Raw genomic sequence first — 17,298 nt, forward strand, 5'->3', positions numbered from 1 at the left:
TCCCTGCTCTGAGCGTGCTGTCCCCGGGCTCCACCCGGTCGATGTGCAGCGCAGGGTACGACGATACGCCGTGCCGGTCCATCGGGGACCGGCACGGTCGTATCAGTGCGTCGTGGCCGGGGTGTCAGCCGGCCGCGTTGGCGGCCTTGTACTCGCGGCGACGGCGATGCAGGATCGGCTCGGTGTAGCCGCTGGGCTGCGTCGTGCCCTCGAGGATCAGCTCCTTGGCCGCCTGGAAGGCGATGTTGGAGTCGAAGTCCGGGGCCATCGGCTTGTAGGCCTTGTCGCCGGCGTTCTGACGGTCGACGACCGGCGCCATCCGCTCGAGCGAGGCGACGATGTCGGCCTCGGAGACGATGCCGTGACGCAGCCAGTTCGCCAGCAGCTGGCTGGAGATACGCAGGGTGGCGCGGTCCTCCATCAGCGCGACGTCGTGGATGTCGGGCACCTTCGAGCAGCCGACACCTGCATCGATCCAGCGGACCACGTAGCCCAGGATCGACTGGCAGTTGTTGTCGAGCTCCTGCTGCTTCTCCTCGTCGGACCAGTCGGTCTTCGCGGCCAGCGGCACGGTGAGGATGTCGTCGACCGAGGCCGGGTCGCGCTTGGCGATCTCGTCCTGACGTTCGAAGACGTCGATCTGGTGATAGTGCAGGGCGTGCAGGGTGGCCGCGGTGGGTGAGGGCACCCACGCGGTGGTGGCGCCGGCCTTGGGGTGGCCGATCTTCTGCTCGAGCATGTCGGCCATCAGGTCCGGCATGGCCCACATGCCCTTACCGATCTGCGCCTTGTGCTGCAGTCCTGCGTGCAGACCGGTGTCGACGTTGAAATCCTCGTACGCCGCGATCCACTTCTGCTTCTTCATCTCAGCCTTGCGCACCATGGCGCCGGCCTCCATCGAGGTGTGGATCTCGTCGCCGGTGCGGTCGAGGAAGCCGGTGTTGATGAACACCACGCGCTCGGAGGCCGCCTTGATGCAGGCCTTGAGGTTGACCGTGGTGCGGCGTTCCTCGTCCATGATGCCGACCTTGAGCGTGTTCTTCGGCAGGCCGAGGACCTGCTCGACGCGACCGAACAGCTCGACGGTGAAGGCGACCTCGTCGGGGCCGTGCATCTTCGGCTTCACGATGTACACCGAACCGGTCCGCGAGTTCTGCAGGCCTTCTGCGCTCAGACCGTGGATGCCGATCAGCGAGGTGACCAGGCCGTCGAGGATGCCCTCGGGGACCTCGTTGCCCTCGGCGTCGAGGATCGCGTCGTTGGTCATCAGGTGACCGACGTTGCGCACGAACAGCAGCGAACGGCCGTGGAGGTCGAAGGTGGTGCCGTCGGGAGCGGTGTACTCACGGTTGCCGTTGAGCACGCGGGTGAAGGTCTTGCCGCCCTTGGTGACCTCTTCGGACAGATCGCCCTTGTTCAGGCCCAGCCAGTTGCGGTAACCGGTGACCTTGTCCTCGGCGTCGACCGCCGCGACCGAGTCCTCGAAGTCCATGATCGTGGTGATCGCGGACTCGACGACGACGTCCTTGATGCCGGCCGGGTCGGTGGAACCGATCGGCGAGGACGGATCGATCTCGATGTCGAGGTGAAGCCCGTTGTTGCGCAGCAGGATCGAGGTCGGCGAACCGGCCTCGCCGCGGTAGCCGACGAACGCGGCCGGATCGGCCAGCGTCGACGTTGCGTCACCGTCGAGCGTGACCTGCAGCGCGCCGTCGACCACGGCGAAGGACCGCACGTCGGTGTAGCTGCACTGCTCGAGCGGGACAGCCTTGTCCAGGAAGTCCTTGGCGTAGGCGATGACCTTGTCGCCGCGGACCTTGTTGTACGACGAACCCTTCTCGGCGCCGTCGGTCTCCGGGATCGCGTCGGTGCCGTAGAGGGCGTCGTACAGCGAACCCCAGCGGGCGTTGGAGGCGTTCAGCGCGAAGCGGGCGTTGAGGACCGGCACGACCAGCTGCGGGCCGGCGGTCTCGGCGATCTCGCGGTCCACGTTGTCGGTGGTGATCTGGAAATCGGCGGGGACGTCGGCGAGGTAGCCGATCTCGGTCAGGAAGCTCTTGTAGGCGTCGAAGTCGGCGGAGCCGGGGGTGAGGTCGGCGCCCTGGTGATCGCGGTGCCAGGCATCGATCTTGGTCTGCAGGTCGTCGCGGACGCCGAGCAGCTCGCGGTTGCGCGGGGCGAGATCGGCGATCACCGATGCTGCGCCCGACCAGAAGGCGTCGGCCTCTACACCGGTACCGGGCAACGCCTCGTTGTTGATGAAGTCGTACAGGACGGAAGCGACCTGCAACCCGTTGACGGTGATCCGGTCCGACATGATTGCCTTTCTCGAGCGAATGAAGACGAGATCCATGCTACTAGCCGGTAAGGCTGAACCGTACAGGCGTCCTGTTTAGGCGTGGCGGGCGATCTCGGCCAGGTGCGTACACCGCCCCAACAACTCCGCACGGAGTTGTGTTCCGGCGTCGGCGATGGCCGATTGTTCGCGGACGTACTCGGCTCGTCCGGCAGGGGTCTCGATCGGGACCGGCTCGTATCCCAGGTGGCGCAGATCGTAGGGACTCGCCCGCATGTCGAGATCCCGGGCGCGCAGGGCGAGCCCGAAACAGTCGACGGTGAGGTCGGCGGGCAGCAGCGGCGCCAGGGTGAAGCAGTGCCGGTAGAGGTCCATGGTGACGTGCAGGCAGCCCGGTTGTTCGTGGTCGACCTGCGACGCGCGGCTCAACTCGTGCTCGTTGCGCGGCCGGGCCGGCTCGGTGAAGAAACGGTAGGCGTCGAAGTGGGTGCAGCGCAACGGCATCTGTTCGACGACCCGATCGGTGCCCGCGGCGCCCAAGCGCAGCGGGATGTCGTGCCGGGTCTCGTCGGTGCGGTAGACCATCGCCCACTCGTGGAGTCCGAAGCAGCCCAGGCGAGCCGGTCGCGCGGCTGTCGCTCCCAGGAGGGCCACGGTTGCCTGCAAGGCGTCCTGGCGACGCCGGACATAGTCGGTGCCCACGCGAACGCCGGAGCCGGCTCGCTCGTAGCCGCGCAGGGGTAGGAACTCGTCGGCGTCCTCGAGCTGCACGCCGAAACCCGGATGCCAGCGCAGCACGTGGGACGGCCGCGACGAGTAATAGGTGAACAGGAAGTCGATGACGGGATGCTTCCCGCCCTTGCGGCGCGCCTCGAGGTACGGGCCGATGAGCGCGTCGACGCGACGCTGATGGTCGTCGCGGCGGGCGCGCCACTCGTGGCCCGCCAACACCGTCTGTTCTTCCACGTACACGGTCATGGCACTCACACCCGATGGGTCTCGTCCCGGACGTTGCCGACGAACTCCTCGACGAGATCGGCGAGCGGGACGATGCCGATCGTGCGGCCGTTGTCGTCCACGACCGCGCCGAGGTGCGAGCTGGTGCGGCGCAGCACAGTGGTCGCCTCGTCGAGGGGCGTGGTGGACGCGATGACCGGCAGCGGGCGGATCTTGTCGACACCGATGATGGTGTCGGGGCCGATGTGCTCGTCGAGGATCTCGTCGAGGACGTCCTTCAGATGCAGGTAGCCGGTGAAGGTGCCGTCGGATCCGCGGACCGGGAAGCGGGAGAACCCGGTCTCGCTGACGGCCTTCTCGACGGCACCGAGCGTCGGCCCGATCCCGCCGGTCGCCGACACCTGAACCTTGACGCTGCGCATCTTCTCGAGGGGGATCATCACCTCGGCGACGGTGCGGCCGATGGACTGCAGGGCCCGGGTGAGGCGCTCGTGTTCCTCGGCGTCGATGAGGCCTTCCTGCTTGGACTCGCCGAGCATCTGCGCGAGTTCACCCAACGACACCGTGGACTCGAGTTCGTCCTTCGGCTCGACGCGCATCAGGCGCAGCGAGATGTTGGCGAGCCAGTTGTAAAAGGAGATCAGCGGACGCACCAGGCGGATGAACATGAGATGCACCGGAACCAGCAGCATGGCCGCCGACTCGGGCCCCGCGAGTGCGATGTTCTTCGGCACCATCTCACCGAGCAGGATGTGCAGGACCACCACCAGCGACAATGCGATCGCGAACGAGATCGGGTGCAGCAGCGCGTGCGGCACGTGCGCGAGTTCGAGTGGTTTCTCGATGAGGTGCGCGACCGCCGGTTCCCCGACGCGGCCGAGCAGGATCGAGCAGATCGTGATGCCCAGCTGCGCACCGGCCAGCATGAGCGACAGGTGTTCGCCGGCCTTGATGACGGTCCGCGCGCGACTCTTGCCACTCTCGGCCAGCGCCTCGAGCCGGTCGCGGCGGGCCGAGATCAGCGAGAACTCGGCGCCGACGAAGAAGGCGTTTCCGCCGAGCAGCGCGAAGGCCAGTACGACCGCCCAGAGGTCACCCATTGTCGGCCTCCGTGTCTCGTGGCTCGTCTCCCAGGAACTCGCCGGCCGGGGCCGGTCGAAGTGCGACGACGTCGACGCGCCGGCCGTCCATCTGGGCGACCGTGGCCCGCCAGGTGATGTCGTCGCGGGTCTCGGGCATCTCGGGTGAGTTGTCGTCGCCGTCGCCGACCGGGGAGCGGCGGGGCAGGTCGACGACGTCGTCGACCTCGGGGATGCGTCCGAGGCAGTACATGACCAGACCGCCGAGGGTGTCGTACGGGCCGTCGGGCGCGTGATAGCCGGTCGCGTCGTAGAGCTCGTCGATGCGCAGCAGGCCCGCGCACAGGTAGCCGTTGCCGTCGATCGCGACGTCGGCGCGTTCGTCGTCGTGCTCGTCGGTGACGTCACCGAGGATCTCCTCGATGAGGTCCTCGGTGGTGACGATGCCCGCGGTCCCGCCGTATTCGTCGATGACGACGCACAACTCCATGCCGTCGGCCCGGATGCGCTGCATCAGCGCGTCGCCGTCGAGGCTGGCCGGGACGCGCGGCACGCTGCGTGCAATCGAGGTGACCCGCGTGGTGGCCTGACGCTCGGGCGGGATGGTGAAGGCCTGCTTGATGTGGACCACGCCGACGAGGTCGTCGAGGTCGCCGTCGACGACGACGGGGAAGCGTGAGTGCCCGGTGCGCGACGACGCGATCACCAGGTCGCGGACGGTGTCCTCGCGGTCGAGGGTGTCGATGGTGACCCGCGGGGTCATCAGATCCTCGGCGGTGAGCTCACCGAATCGCAGGGAACGGTCCACCAGCGTCGCGGTCTGCTCGTCCAGCGCCCCGCGTCGGGCCGAGTTACGGACCAGCGACACGAGTTCCTGCGGTGATCGGGCGGAGGCGAGCTCGTCGGTCGGTTCGATGCCGAACCGGCGGACGATCCAGTTCGCGGTGCCGTTGAGCCCCCGGATCGCCCAGCGGAACACCGCGGAGAACGCCGTCATCGGGCCTGATGTGGCACGCGCGACGGCCAGCGACTTGGCGATCGCGAGGTTCTTCGGGATCAGCTCACCCAGAACCATCGACAGCGAGGTGGCTATCACCAGCGCGAGGATCAGTGAGGTCGCCGAGGCGACCGACGGACTCACGCCGGCCGCTTCCAGTGGCGGCTTGATGATGCGGGCGAGGACGGGTTCGGCGATGTAGCCGGTGATCAGGGTGGTGATCGTGATGCCGAGTTGGGCGCCGGACAGCTGGAACGACAGCGTCGAATGCGCGCGCTGCACCAGCCGTGCGCGCCGGTCTCCGCGTTTGGCGACATCCGCCGAGATCGTCGAACGTTCCAGTGCGGTCAGCGAGAACTCGGCCGCCACGAACAGCGCGGTGCCCAACGTGAGGGCGATGAAGCCGACCAGACTCGCGACGAGTATGAGGATGTCCACGTCACCACCCGCCCGGCAGGGGACGCCCTTCGGCGAAACCGGCGGGCGACTGGACTCCGAGGACGACCTTGTCGTGCAGCTCCCGCAGGTTCCTGGCCCCGGTATAGGTTGCGGTGCTGCGAATCCCGGCACAGATGTGGTCGATGAGGTCCTCGACGCCGGGGCGATCGGGGTCGAGCCGGATCCGCGACGTCGAGATCCCTTCTTCGAAGAGGCTCTTGCGGGCGCGGTCATACGGGCTGTCGCCGGTCGACCGCGCCGCCACGGCCCGCTTCGACGCCATGCCGAAACTCACCTTGTACGGACCCTGTTCGTCCTCGAGAAGATCGCCGGGTGATTCGTGGGTGCCGGCGAACCAGGAACCGACCATCACGTTCGACGCGCCGGCGGCGAGGGCCAGGGCGACGTCGCGCGGATGACGGACACCGCCGTCGGCCCACACCGACGCACCGTGACTTGCTGCGACCCCGGCGCACTCGGCCACCGCGGAGAACTGGGGTCGACCCACGCCGGTCATCATGCGGGTGGTGCACATCGCGCCCGGACCGACACCGACCTTGATGATCGAGGCGCCGGCGGCGATGAGGTCGAGGGTGCCCTCCGCGGAGACCACGTTGCCCGCCGCGATCGGGACACCGAGGTCCGCGTCGGCGACCGATCTCAGTGCGGTGAGCATCTTCTCCTGGTGGCCGTGCGCGGTGTCCATGACGAGCACATCGGCACCTGCGGCGACGAGGGCTCGGGCCTTGCCGACCACGTCGCCGTTGATCCCGACGGCGGCGGCGATCCGCAACTTGCCCGACGCGTCGACGTTGGGCTCGTAGATCGCGTGGCGTAGCGCACCCACGCGGTTCAGTACACCCGCCAGCCTGCCGTCGGCGTCGACGAGTACGGCGACTCCGAGATGGAGGTCGCCGAGTTCGTCGAACACCTCGCGCGGCGGGGTCTCGACGGGCAGCGTGACGATGTCGGGATCGAGTACGTCACGGACCCGGGCGAAACGGTCGACGTCCCGGCAGCGCTTCTCGGTGACGACACCGACCGGGCGTCCGTCCTCGACGACGACCGCGACGCCGTGGGATCGCTTGGGGATCAACGCGACCGCGTCGGTCACCGAATCCGACGGGGTTAGCGTGACCGGGGTGTCGGCCACGAGGTGGCGCGACTTCACGAACGCGATCGACGACGCGGCGGCCTCGATGGGGAGGTCCTGCGGGAGGACCACGAGTCCGCCGCGGCGCGCGACCGTCTCCGCCATGCGCTTGCCCGCGACGGCGGTCATGTTCGCCACGACGATCGGGATGGTGGTCCCGCTGCCGTCCGACGTCGACAGGTCTACATCGAATCGCGAACTGACATCAGACCTGTTGGGGACGATGAAGACATCGTCGTAGGTCAGGTCGTGGGTCGGCCGATGGCCTTCGATGAATCGCACCGGTTCTCGCAGGCTCCTATTCGGTCACTTCCGAGCGGTCGCCGCTCCACAGGGTGTGGAAGGTGCCTTCCTTGTCGACGCGCTGATAGGTGTGGGCGCCGAAGAAGTCGCGCAGACCCTGCGTGAGCGCGGCGGGCAGGCGTTCGGCGCGCAGGGCGTCGTAGTAGGACAGCGACGAGGCGAAGGCCGGCACCGGGATACCCAGCAGGGTGGCGGTGGACACCACGCGGCGCCAGCTGTCGATGCCGACCTCGACCGCTTCGCGGAAGTAGGGGGCGAGCAGCAGGCTGGGCAGCTCGGGATCGTCGGCGTAGGCCTCGCGGATGCGGTTGAGGAACTGCGCGCGGATGATGCAGCCGCCGCGCCAGATGGTGGCCAGCGATCCGCGGTCGACGTTCCAGCCGTACTCGGCGCTGCCGGCGGCGATCTGGTCGAAACCCTGGGCGTAGGCGACGACCTTGGAGGCGTAGAGCGCGGTCTTGATGTCGGCGATGAACTGTGCCTTGTCGGCGGGCGCGTCACCGAGGTTGCCCGAGGACAGGCCGCGGGCGGCGACGCGCTGGTCGGTGGCGCTCGACAGGGCGCGGGCGAAGACTGCCTCGGCGATGCCGGTGGTCGGGATGCCGAGGTCGAGTGCGGACTTCACGGTCCAGCGGCCGGTGCCCTTCTGGCCGGCGGCGTCGACGATGACGTCGACGAGCGGCTTGCCGGTCTCGGCGTCGACCTGGCTGAGCACGTCGGCGGTGATCTCGATGAGGTAGCTCTCGAGCTCGGTGCCGTTCCATTCGCGGAAGACATCGGCGATCTCGGCGACGGGCATGTCGAGGGCCTTGCGCATCAGGTCATAGGCCTCGCCGATGAGCTGCATGTCGGCGTACTCGATGCCGTTGTGGACCATCTTGACGAAGTGGCCGCTGCCGTCGGGGCCGATGTGCGTGCAGCAGGGTTCGCCGTCGACCTGGGCCGCGATCGACTCGAGCAGCGGGCCGAGCGACTCGTAGGACTCGGCGGGTCCGCCGGGCATGATCGACGGGCCGTTGAGGGCGCCTTCCTCGCCGCCGGAGATGCCGGCGCCGACGAAATTCAGTCCGCGTGCCGACATCGCGGCCTCGCGGCGGATGGTGTCGGTGTAGAGGGCGTTGCCGCCGTCGATGATGATGTCGCCCGGCTCCATCGCGTCGGCGAGCTCGTTGATCACCGCGTCGGTGGCGTCGCCGGCCTTGACCATGATCAGCACGCGGCGGGGGCGCTCGAGCGCGGCGACGAACTCGGCGACCGTCTCGGTGCGGATGAAGTTGCCGTCGCTGCCGTGGTTGGCGAGCAGTGCGTCGGTCTTGGCGACGCTGCGGTTGTGCAGCGCGACCGTGTACCCGTTGCGGGCGAAGTTACGCGCGATGTTCGAACCCATGACGGCCAGACCGGTGACGCCGATCTGAGCTTTCCCGGAAGGTGACGATGCCTCGACGTTGTTCATGCCCGACAGCCTATTGCCTCACGATCCGATACGGCGATCTGCCTCACCGTTCGGGCCACGTGCGAAAGGTGTTCACCGAGCTGGTTCGGACGGCTCAGAACGCCGACATCAGGCGGTTGAGCTCGGTGAGCCAGGGGATCGCGACCGCGAGAGTCGGCAGCACCAGGATGGCGGCGGCGGTCGCGTAGGCGGTGACCGCGATCCAGCGGGCGGGGCGGTCGTCGCGCAGCCGGTGGACGCGAGTGAGAGTGGTCGGCCCGCCGACGGCCATCGCGCCGCGGGGAGCGACCGCGTCGGCGCAGGCGACGAGTGCGCGGCCGAGGGTGGTCGGAGCGGTGGCTCGGACGGCCTGGTCGTCGGCGAGGGCTTCGACGAGCAGTTCGGCGGCGCCGAGAGCCGAACTGGAGCGGACGAACCGCGGGAACGCCTCGTGCAACGCGATGAACGCCTCGAGGACGAGGTCGTGCCGGGCCCGCAGATGTGCGCGCTCGTGGGCGATCACGGCGATGAGCTCGTCGCGCGTCAGTCGGTGGACGACGCCCTCGCTGACGACGACGCGCTGGCGCAGGCCGGGGAGGCAGTAGGCGAGCGGCTGCTCGACGTCGATCATCCGGACGTCGCGGGCGTAGAGGGGGTCATCGGCATCGGTCCGGTCGCAGCGATCGAGGATGTCGATCAGCTGGCGGTGGGCCTTGCGACGTGCGCGGGTGCGCAGTCCGACGCGGATCGTCGTGTAGAAGAGGCGGGCGCCGACCAGCAGGGTGAGGACGAAGACGCCCACGCAGGCCAGCCAGAGGGGGAGGCCCAAGCGGTCGATCTCGTGCAGCGGATGCGTCGTCGGCGTGCCGTCGGCCCCGATCACCAGGAGGTTGGCGGCGATCGCCAGGCCACAACTGAACGCCGACAACACGGCGGCGAGTGCGATGGCCTGCCACAGCGTCATCGCCGCGCGTGGCGCTCTGATCGGCCATTTGGCCCGGGACAGTGCCTCGGGTACGGGTCCGGCGAGCACCAGGCTGACGATGCCGAAGAGCAGGGCGGTCATCCGGTGGGCTTCCTCAGGGGTGGGCTGTTGGGGGGTGTGCCGCGAATCTAACCGGTGTCGCGGGTTCCTCGGGCGGCTTCGAGTTCATCGAGAGCATGACGTAGGGCCGCGGCCTCGTCGGCACCGACCCGTCCGACGAACGAGACGAGGGCTGCGTGCCGGGACCCGGGAGCGTCGGCTTCGCTGAGGGCGTCGACCATCAGACTCGCGACGAGGTCCTCACGGGGGTGGGTGGGGACGTACTTGTGGGCGCGGTCGTCGCGGATCTGGGTCACGAGGTTCTTCTTCGCGAGACGCTGCAGGACGGTCATGACCGTCGTGTAGGCGAGCGAGCGATCCTGGGACAGTTCGGCGTGCACCTGCCGGACGGTCTTCGGTTCGGAGCCGGCCCACAATGTGTCCATCACCGCGCGCTCGAGGTCGCCAAGCCCATTCATCTTTCGCATTTTACTGCTGTGCCTCCCGTTGTGCGCCCCTAGGCTCACGTCTTCTTCGGTTGTCGCGTCCGCGCAGGCGGTTTCGCCTCTCACGTGGCCTTTCATCCGACCCCTTGACACGTTGGTAAGGCTAGCCTACATTAAGTGTCACGTCGGACCGCGCGAGAGTCCTGAGGGCTGCAGAGACCCCCGGTCCACGCCACGGAAGGTCCCGCATCTCATCGAGGTGCGGGGCCTTTCGGTTTGTCTGGACCGACAACGTCGGGGGCGGCATCGGTGTTCCCGGGTCGGTATCGCCAAGGCCGGACGGGCGTGTCAATCTTGACGCCATGACTGCGAACAGTGCGGACGAGATCCTCCAGAACTCCTTCGGCAAGGGACTCGACGGCGTGCTCGGACTCGAGGTCGTCGAGGCGGGTCCGGATCGGATCGTCGCCACCATGGAGATCACCGAGAGCCACCACCAGCCGTTCGGGATCGTCCACGGCGGTGTCTACTGCGCGGTCGGCGAGAGCGTGGCGAGCATGAGTGGCTTCCTCTGGCTTCAGGACACGGGTATCGGAGGGACTGCGGTCGGCGTCAACAACAACACCGACTTCCTCAAGTCCGTCAGCACCGGCACGGTCACCGCGACGTCGACGCCGATCCACCGCGGTCGACGTCAGCAGCTGTGGGCTGTCGACATGGTGGACCAGGACGGCACGCTGCTGGCCAAGACGCAGGTGCGTCTACAGAACATCGAAGCCCGATAGCCGATCGGTCTCCGGCTCCCGGGCCCCTTCGGATGGTCACGATCTGACCGCCCGACCCGTGAGCCGCACGGTCCCCGGTTCGCCGTCACCCGTCGACGAGCCGAGGTCTCCTCGGCGTGGCAGGATGACTCCACCGCCAACAACCACGACCACCCGTCGGCCACCTACGAGGAGCGAACCCGGTGCGACTGTCGCCGCATGAACAAGAACGGCTGTTGATCTCCTACGCGGCCGAACTCGCGCGACGGCGGCAGGCCCGCGGCCTCAAGCTCAATCATCCCGAGGCGGTCGCGCTCATCACCGACCACGTCCTCGAGGGTGCCCGCGACGGTAGGTCGGTGGCCGAGCTCATGACCTCCGGCCGTGAGGTGCTCACACGTGACGACGTGATGGACGGCGTGCCCGAGATGCTGCACGACGTCCAGGTCGAGGCGACGTTCCCGGACGGCACCAAGCTGGTGACCGTCCACGACCCGATCGCCTGAACTCCGCTCCGCCAACCGATCTCCAGCTGCCGAAGAGAGGCCGAGATGTCGGGTACGCCACCCACTGCCACACGCTCCTCGCTCGTCCCGGGCGAGGTGATCCCCGCCGAGGGCACCATCGAGCTGAACGCCGGCGCCGACGTCGTCGAGCTGACCGTCGTCAACTCGGGGGATCGCCCGGTGCAGGTCGGCAGTCATGTTCACTTCCCGCAGTCCAACCCTGCACTCGACTTCGACCGCGCGCTCGCGCACGGACGACGCCTCGACATCCCGGCCGGGACCGCGGTGCGGTTCGAGCCAGGCATCGAGATGGCCGTCGGTCTGGTCCCGCTCGGGGGAACGCGTGAGGTGTACGGGATCTCGATGGATCCGCCGGGTGAATGCGGGCCGGTGGGCTCGTCGGCGCCCGCCGCCGACGCCGACGGGAGCAAGTGAGATGGCGATACTCGGACGCGACCGCTACGCGCAGCTCTTCGGTCCCACGACCGGCGACCGAATCCGACTCGCCGACACCGATCTGCTCATCGAGGTCACCGACGACCTCTCGGGCGGCCCCGGCCGGGCAGGGGAGGAGGCGGTCTTCGGCGGCGGCAAGGTGATCCGCGAGTCGATGGGCCAGAGCCGGGCGACCCGCGCCGACGGTGCTCCCGACACGATCATCACCGGCGTCGTGATCCTCGACCACTGGGGAATCATCAAGGCGGACCTGGGAATCCGGGACGGACGCATCGTCGCGATGGGCAAGGCCGGTAACCCCGACACGATGGACGGTATCCACCCCGACCTCGTCATCGGACCGTCGACCGAGATCATCGCCGGCAACGGCAAGATCGTCACCGCCGGCGCCATCGACTGCCACGTGCATTTCATCTGCCCACAGATCATGGACGAGGCGCTCGGCAACGGCATCACGACCCTGATCGGGGGCGGTACCGGTCCGGCCGAGGGCAGCAAGGCCACCACCGTCACGCCGGGCGCCTGGCATCTCGCGTCGATCCTCGCCGCGACCGACCACTGGCCGATGAACATCGCCCTGCTGGGCAAGGGCAACACGGTCAGTCCGGCCGCGATGCACGAGCAGATCCGCGCGGGCGCCTCGGGTTTCAAGTTGCACGAGGACTGGGGGAGCACCCCCGCCGCGATCGACGCCTGCCTGCGGGTCGCCGACGAGACCGGGGTGCAGGTCGCCCTCCACTCCGACACCCTGAACGAGGCGGGCTTCGTCGAGAGCACGCTCGGAGCCATCGCCGGGCGCAGCATCCACGCGTACCACACCGAAGGGGCCGGCGGCGGCCACGCGCCCGACATCATCACGGTCGCGGCGTACCCGAATGTGCTTCCGTCGTCCACGAATCCGACGCGGCCGCACACCGTGAACACTCTCGACGAACACCTCGACATGCTCATGGTGTGCCACCACCTCAACCCGACGGTGCCGGAGGATCTGGCCTTCGCGGAGAGTCGGATTCGTCCGTCGACCATCGCCGCCGAGGACCTGCTCCACGATCTCGGTGCGATCTCGATGATCGGCTCGGACTCGCAGGCGATGGGGCGCATCGGCGAGGTGGTCCTGCGGACCTGGCAGACCGCACACGTGATGAAGCGCAAGCGCGGTGCACTTCCCGGTGACGGACGCGCCGACAACAACCGCGCCCAGCGGTACATCGCCAAGTACACGATCTGTCCGGCCGTCGCGCACGGCTTCGACGACGAGATCGGCTCGGTCGAAGTCGGCAAACTGGCCGACCTGGTTCTCTGGGATCCGGCGTTCTTCGGCGTCCGGCCGGATCTGGTGATCAAGGGCGGCGCGATCGCGTGGGCGGCGATGGGTGACGCGAACGCGTCGATCCCCACCCCGCAGCCGGTCCTGCCGCGCCCGATGTTCGGCGCCGCACCGAAACTGGCGGCCGCCACGTCGGTGAGCTTCGTCGCCCCCGGCGCAGACCCCGACCTCGCCGAGCGGATCGGCGTCGACCGTCGTCTGGTGCCGGTCAAGAACACCCGCGGCGTCGGCAAGACCGACATGGTGAACAACGACGCGTGCCCGACGATCGAGGTCGACCCCGACACGTTCACGGTCAAGGTCGACGGCGAGGTGTGGGATGCCGAGCCGGTGTCCGAACTGCCGATGGCACAGCGATACTTCCTGTTCTGATGTCCGACCGTCCTCGAACGCAGTCCTCGCCCGCGCACGCCCCGCTGGCGATGATGCTGTCCCTGGCCGACTCCCGGCTGCCGGTCGGCGGGCACGTGCACTCCGGCGGTGTGGAGCAGGCGATCGCGGACGGATTCATCCGTACGGCAGCCGATCTCGCGGATTTCCTGTACCGCCGTGTGACGACGAGTGGTCTCGTCGCGGCCTCGGTTGCCGCCGCGGTGACCGACGGGGCGCTCGAAGTCGCTGCGGCACAACGAGAGATGGACGCCCGCACACCGTCGGCCGCGGCCCGGAAGGCCTCGCTCGCGCAAGGTCGCGGAATGGTCCGGCTCGCCCGCCGGATGTTCCCCGACCACGACTGGTCGGCACACAAGCCGACGACGCATCTCCCGGTGATCAGCGGATCGATCGGCGCGGCGTCGTCGCTGTCGGGATTCCACACCGCACTGGTCCTCGTGTACACCACGATGAGCGGGTCGGCGACCGCCGGCCAACGCCTGCTCGCGCTCGACCCGGCGGATGTCTCGATCATGATCGCCGAACTCGGCGCCGAGTGTGAACGCGTCGCGGCGCAGGCGGCGGTAGGCCTCGCCGACCTGTCTGACCCGATCCTCGACGTGTTCGCCGAACGTCATGAGCGGCAACCGATGCCGCTCTTCATGTCCTGAAATCAGGCAGGTACCTTCCTGCACGTCCCGATCAAGAGGAGTCAACGATGCCCCCGCATCTCATCGACGGGCAGCCCCACAGCCACGACCACGACCGGCCCCGGCGTAAGCGTGAACCCGGTGAGGCGCTGCGCATCGGCGTCGGCGGTCCCGTCGGGTCCGGCAAGACCGCCCTGGTCGCCGCGCTCTGCCGCCAACTGCGTGACGAACTGTCGGTGGCCGTGCTGACCAACGACATCTACACCACCGAGGACGCGGACTTCCTGCGCCGCAACGCGGTTCTGCCCGACGAGCGGATCACCGCCGTGCAGACCGGCGGATGCCCGCACACCGCGATCCGCGACGACATCACCGCCAACCTCGACGCCATCGACGACCTCGTGGAGGCCAACCCGCCGCTCGACCTCATCCTCGTCGAGTCCGGTGGTGACAACCTCACCGCGACCTTCTCGACGGGTCTGATCGACGTCCAGATCTTCGTGATCGACGTGGCCGGCGGCGACAAGGTCCCGCGTAAGGGCGGTCCGGGCGTCACCTTCTCGGACCTGCTGGTGATCAACAAGACCGACCTGGCCGAGCGCGTCAACGCCGACCTCGGGGTCATGCGGCGCGATGCCGACAAGGTCCGCGAGGGACGGCCGACGGCGATGATCTCGCTGACCGACGACCCGGCGGCCACCGACGTGCTCGCCTGGGTTCGCGAGCAGCTCGCCGCGCCCGTGACGACCGGGTAGCGATGCGCACCGACGTCGAGATCATCGCGACCGCCGACCGCGGTGTGCGGCACAGCGCGACCGGTGGTCTCGCCGTCCGGGTGACCTCACCCGGCCACGCCCAGCTGATCGGCACCGCAGCCACGCCGCTGGGTGGCGACGAGATCGTGGTTCGTATCCGGGTGGAGCCCGGTGCGCACCTGAGTGTGGGAAGCGTCGCCGCGACGATCGCGCTGCCCGCGCGCGACCGGGCGGACTCCCGTGCGCGATGGGACATCGAGGTGGGTGCGGGTGGCCGCCTGCGCCTCGATCCGCAACCGACCGTGGTCGCCGGCGGCGCGGTCCACACTTCGAACATCGTCGCCGACCTCGACCCGACCGCGGTCCTCGATCTGTACGAACATGTGCAGATCGGCCGGTCGGTGCAGATCGACGGGGCGACCACCACGGATCTCGACCGGATCGAGCGCGACCGCACCGGAGCGTGGACCGGAGGCCTACGGGTCACGGTCGGCGGAGAGGTGTGGCTGGCCCATCGCGTCGCCCTGGGTGCGTCGACACCGGCCGCCGCGATCGGCCATCGTGCGATGAGCAGCGTCTTCCGCTACCCGGACGATCGGGGGGAGGAAGTGCACCCGAGCGAGTTCGCGGCCCGCCTGCGGTTGGCCGGCGAAGCGACCCTCACCAGTGCGCTCGGTTCGTCGGTGACGGCGACGCGCCGCCTCACCGACGCCCTCGACACAACAGCGCTGGTCCCCAACGGATAGGGGACCAGCGCTGTTGTAGGTCTGTCGGGGTCGGCGTCAGCTGGCCGCTTCGGACTCCTTGCCGACGGCGTCCTTGCCCTCGGTCGGTACCGATCCCGACGCGTCGGTGGCCTTCGAGTCGACCGTTCCGGAGTCGGTCTCGGCGGCCTCGGCGTCGGGCCCGCTGCCGTTGCCCTCCGCGGCCTGCTTCTCCAGCGCCGACAACTGTCCGATCGCGGTACGCGCGTACACCTGCTGTTCGGTGACGGCGAGCTGCGAGCGGCCCCGAGTGGTGAAGGCGAAGAACCAGTTGATCAGCGTGTTCAGTCGGTTGCGGAACCCGACGAGGTACACGAGGTGCAGCGCGAGCCAGCCGAGCCACGCGAAGTAACCCTCGGTCTCGAACGGCTTCTTGAAGCCCGGAACCGGAACCTGCATCACCGCGGAGTACCGCGAGATGGTGGCCATCGACCCCTTGTCCCAGTAGCTGAACGGCTTGCGCTGGTCCGGCGTCTGGCCCTTGAGTTCGGCCTTGATCGCGTCCGCGGCGTACCGACCGCCCTGGATGGCGCCCTGGGCGACACCGGGCACGCCGTCGACGGCCATCATGTCGCCGACGACGAAGACCTCGGGATGACCCGGGATCGTCAGGTCCGGTCCGACCTTCACGCGTCCGGCGCGGTCGAGTTCGACTCCGGACTGTTCGGCGAGCTGCTGGCCGAGCGGGCTGGCCTGGACGCCGGCCGACCACACCTTGCACTGCGACTCGATGCGGCGGGTGGTGCCGTCCTTCTCCTTGACGACCAGGCCGTCGTAGTCGACGTCGACGACCATGGCGTTGAGCTGGATCTCCACGCCCATCTTCTCCAGGCGGGCTGCGGCCTTGCCGCCGAGCTTGGGGCCGAACGGCGGTAGCACTGCCGGCGCGGCGTCGAGGAGGATGACCCGCGCCTCGGTCGGATCGATGTTACGGAACGCACCCTTGAGGGTCTTGTCACTCATCTCGGCGATCTGGCCCGCGAGCTCCACACCGGTCGGACCCGCCCCGACGACCACGAAGGTGAGCAGCTTGGCGCGCTCGGCGGGATCGTGGGACAGCTCGGCCTGCTCGAAGGCGCCGAGGATACGGCCGCGCAGTTCGAGGGCGTGGTCGATGGTCTTCATACCCGGCGCGTACTCGGCGAAGTGGTCGTTGCCGAAGTACGACTGGTCGGCACCGGCTGCGACGATCAGGTCGTCGTACGGGGTGACCGTGATGCGCTCGAGGAGCCGCGAGGAGACGGTCTTGGCCTCGAGGTCGATGTCGAAGACGTCGCCCATGAGGACCGAGGTGTTCTTCTGCTTGCGCAGGACGACGCGGGTCGCCGGGGCGATCTCGCCCTCGGCGACGATGCCCGTCGCGACCTGGTAAAGCATCGGCTGGAAGAGGTGGTGGGTGGTCTTGGCGATCAGCGTCACGTCGACGTCGGCCTTCGCCAGACGCTGGGCGGCGAACAATCCGCCGAAGCCGGAGCCGATGATGACCACTTTCCTGCGGTCGGTGGCTGCTACGGCGGGGGCCTGGGCGGCGGGGCTGCTCATCTCCAGACATCTCCTTCTCGCTCGATGGGGGACGGAT

At 68.5% G+C, this 17,298-nt stretch carries 16 protein-coding genes; 7 read left to right on the forward strand and 9 right to left on the reverse strand.

The window, feature by feature from the left end:
* Nucleotides 1–124: 124 nt before the first annotated feature.
* The 8 genes from M1L58_RS10035 to M1L58_RS10070 all read right to left on the reverse strand — a co-directional run bounded on the left by M1L58_RS10035 (nucleotide 125) and on the right by M1L58_RS10070 (nucleotide 10,167).
* Nucleotides 125–2,317 carry a malate synthase G gene (locus M1L58_RS10035; protein WP_248658787.1) on the reverse strand — a complete coding sequence of 731 codons (2,193 nt, stop codon included), beginning with the start codon at nucleotides 2,315–2,317 and terminating at the stop codon, nucleotides 125–127.
* Nucleotides 2,318–2,392: 75 nt separating this feature from the next.
* Entirely contained in the window at nucleotides 2,393–3,274 is an 882-nt protein-coding gene (locus M1L58_RS10040) for a 3-methyladenine DNA glycosylase (protein WP_282578542.1), read from the reverse strand.
* A gap of 5 nt (nucleotides 3,275–3,279) precedes the next feature.
* Nucleotides 3,280–4,353, reverse strand: a complete 1,074-nt coding sequence (locus M1L58_RS10045) for a hemolysin family protein (protein ID WP_248658789.1) — start codon at nucleotides 4,351–4,353, stop codon at nucleotides 3,280–3,282.
* The gene (locus M1L58_RS10050) at nucleotides 4,346–5,767 is read right to left on the reverse strand and encodes a hemolysin family protein (protein ID WP_248658790.1); all 1,422 of its coding nucleotides are present in this window, start codon (nucleotides 5,765–5,767) and stop codon (nucleotides 4,346–4,348) included. The genes M1L58_RS10045 and M1L58_RS10050 overlap by 8 nt, the downstream gene beginning before the upstream one ends.
* 1 nt (nucleotide 5,768) lies before the next feature.
* Nucleotides 5,769–7,202: a GuaB1 family IMP dehydrogenase-related protein gene (locus M1L58_RS10055; RefSeq protein WP_154881804.1), complete on the reverse strand. Its 1,434-nt coding sequence runs from the start codon at nucleotides 7,200–7,202 to the stop codon at nucleotides 5,769–5,771.
* A 16-nt stretch (nucleotides 7,203–7,218) separates the two neighbouring features.
* Nucleotides 7,219–8,676 carry an NADP-dependent phosphogluconate dehydrogenase gene (gndA, locus tag M1L58_RS10060; protein ID WP_248658791.1) on the reverse strand — a complete coding sequence of 486 codons (1,458 nt, stop codon included), beginning with the start codon at nucleotides 8,674–8,676 and terminating at the stop codon, nucleotides 7,219–7,221.
* A 94-nt stretch (nucleotides 8,677–8,770) separates the two neighbouring features.
* The gene (locus tag M1L58_RS10065; protein ID WP_248658792.1) at nucleotides 8,771–9,721 is read right to left on the reverse strand and encodes a M56 family metallopeptidase; all 951 of its coding nucleotides are present in this window, start codon (nucleotides 9,719–9,721) and stop codon (nucleotides 8,771–8,773) included.
* Between the two features lie 47 nt (nucleotides 9,722–9,768).
* Nucleotides 9,769–10,167 carry a BlaI/MecI/CopY family transcriptional regulator gene (locus M1L58_RS10070; RefSeq protein WP_006360917.1) on the reverse strand — a complete coding sequence of 133 codons (399 nt, stop codon included), beginning with the start codon at nucleotides 10,165–10,167 and terminating at the stop codon, nucleotides 9,769–9,771.
* Nucleotides 10,168–10,487: 320 nt separating this feature from the next.
* On the opposite strand from M1L58_RS10070, the gene M1L58_RS10075 reads away from it, so the two are divergent.
* The 7 genes from M1L58_RS10075 (at nucleotide 10,488) to M1L58_RS10105 (ending at nucleotide 15,701) form a co-directional block, all read left to right on the forward strand.
* Nucleotides 10,488–10,910, forward strand: a complete 423-nt coding sequence (locus M1L58_RS10075; protein WP_006865016.1) for a PaaI family thioesterase — start codon at nucleotides 10,488–10,490, stop codon at nucleotides 10,908–10,910.
* Between the two features lie 182 nt (nucleotides 10,911–11,092).
* Nucleotides 11,093–11,395, forward strand: coding sequence for an urease subunit gamma (locus M1L58_RS10080; RefSeq protein ID WP_248658793.1), 303 nt, complete (start codon nucleotides 11,093–11,095; stop codon nucleotides 11,393–11,395).
* A 45-nt stretch (nucleotides 11,396–11,440) separates the two neighbouring features.
* Nucleotides 11,441–11,830, forward strand: coding sequence for an urease subunit beta (locus M1L58_RS10085; protein ID WP_154881802.1), 390 nt, complete (start codon nucleotides 11,441–11,443; stop codon nucleotides 11,828–11,830).
* 1 nt (nucleotide 11,831) lies between these two features.
* Nucleotides 11,832–13,550: an urease subunit alpha gene (locus M1L58_RS10090; protein WP_248658794.1), complete on the forward strand. Its 1,719-nt coding sequence runs from the start codon at nucleotides 11,832–11,834 to the stop codon at nucleotides 13,548–13,550.
* Nucleotides 13,550–14,221, forward strand: a complete 672-nt coding sequence (locus M1L58_RS10095) for an urease accessory protein UreF (RefSeq protein ID WP_248658795.1) — start codon at nucleotides 13,550–13,552, stop codon at nucleotides 14,219–14,221. Before M1L58_RS10090 ends, M1L58_RS10095 begins: the two co-directional genes overlap by 1 nt.
* A gap of 47 nt (nucleotides 14,222–14,268) precedes the next feature.
* Entirely contained in the window at nucleotides 14,269–14,955 is a 687-nt protein-coding gene (gene ureG, locus M1L58_RS10100) for an urease accessory protein UreG (protein WP_248658796.1), read from the forward strand.
* 2 nt (nucleotides 14,956–14,957) lie between these two features.
* Nucleotides 14,958–15,701 carry an urease accessory protein UreD gene (locus tag M1L58_RS10105; protein WP_248658797.1) on the forward strand — a complete coding sequence of 248 codons (744 nt, stop codon included), beginning with the start codon at nucleotides 14,958–14,960 and terminating at the stop codon, nucleotides 15,699–15,701.
* Between the two features lie 36 nt (nucleotides 15,702–15,737).
* Here M1L58_RS10105 and M1L58_RS10110 read toward each other — a convergent pair whose 3' ends face one another.
* Nucleotides 15,738–17,261 carry an NAD(P)/FAD-dependent oxidoreductase gene (locus tag M1L58_RS10110; protein WP_006865010.1) on the reverse strand — a complete coding sequence of 508 codons (1,524 nt, stop codon included), beginning with the start codon at nucleotides 17,259–17,261 and terminating at the stop codon, nucleotides 15,738–15,740.
* Nucleotides 17,262–17,298 lie beyond the last annotated feature (37 nt).

This window comes from Gordonia sp. C13, from assembly GCF_023218005.1.
Lineage (GTDB): Bacteria > Actinomycetota > Actinomycetes > Mycobacteriales > Mycobacteriaceae > Gordonia > Gordonia namibiensis.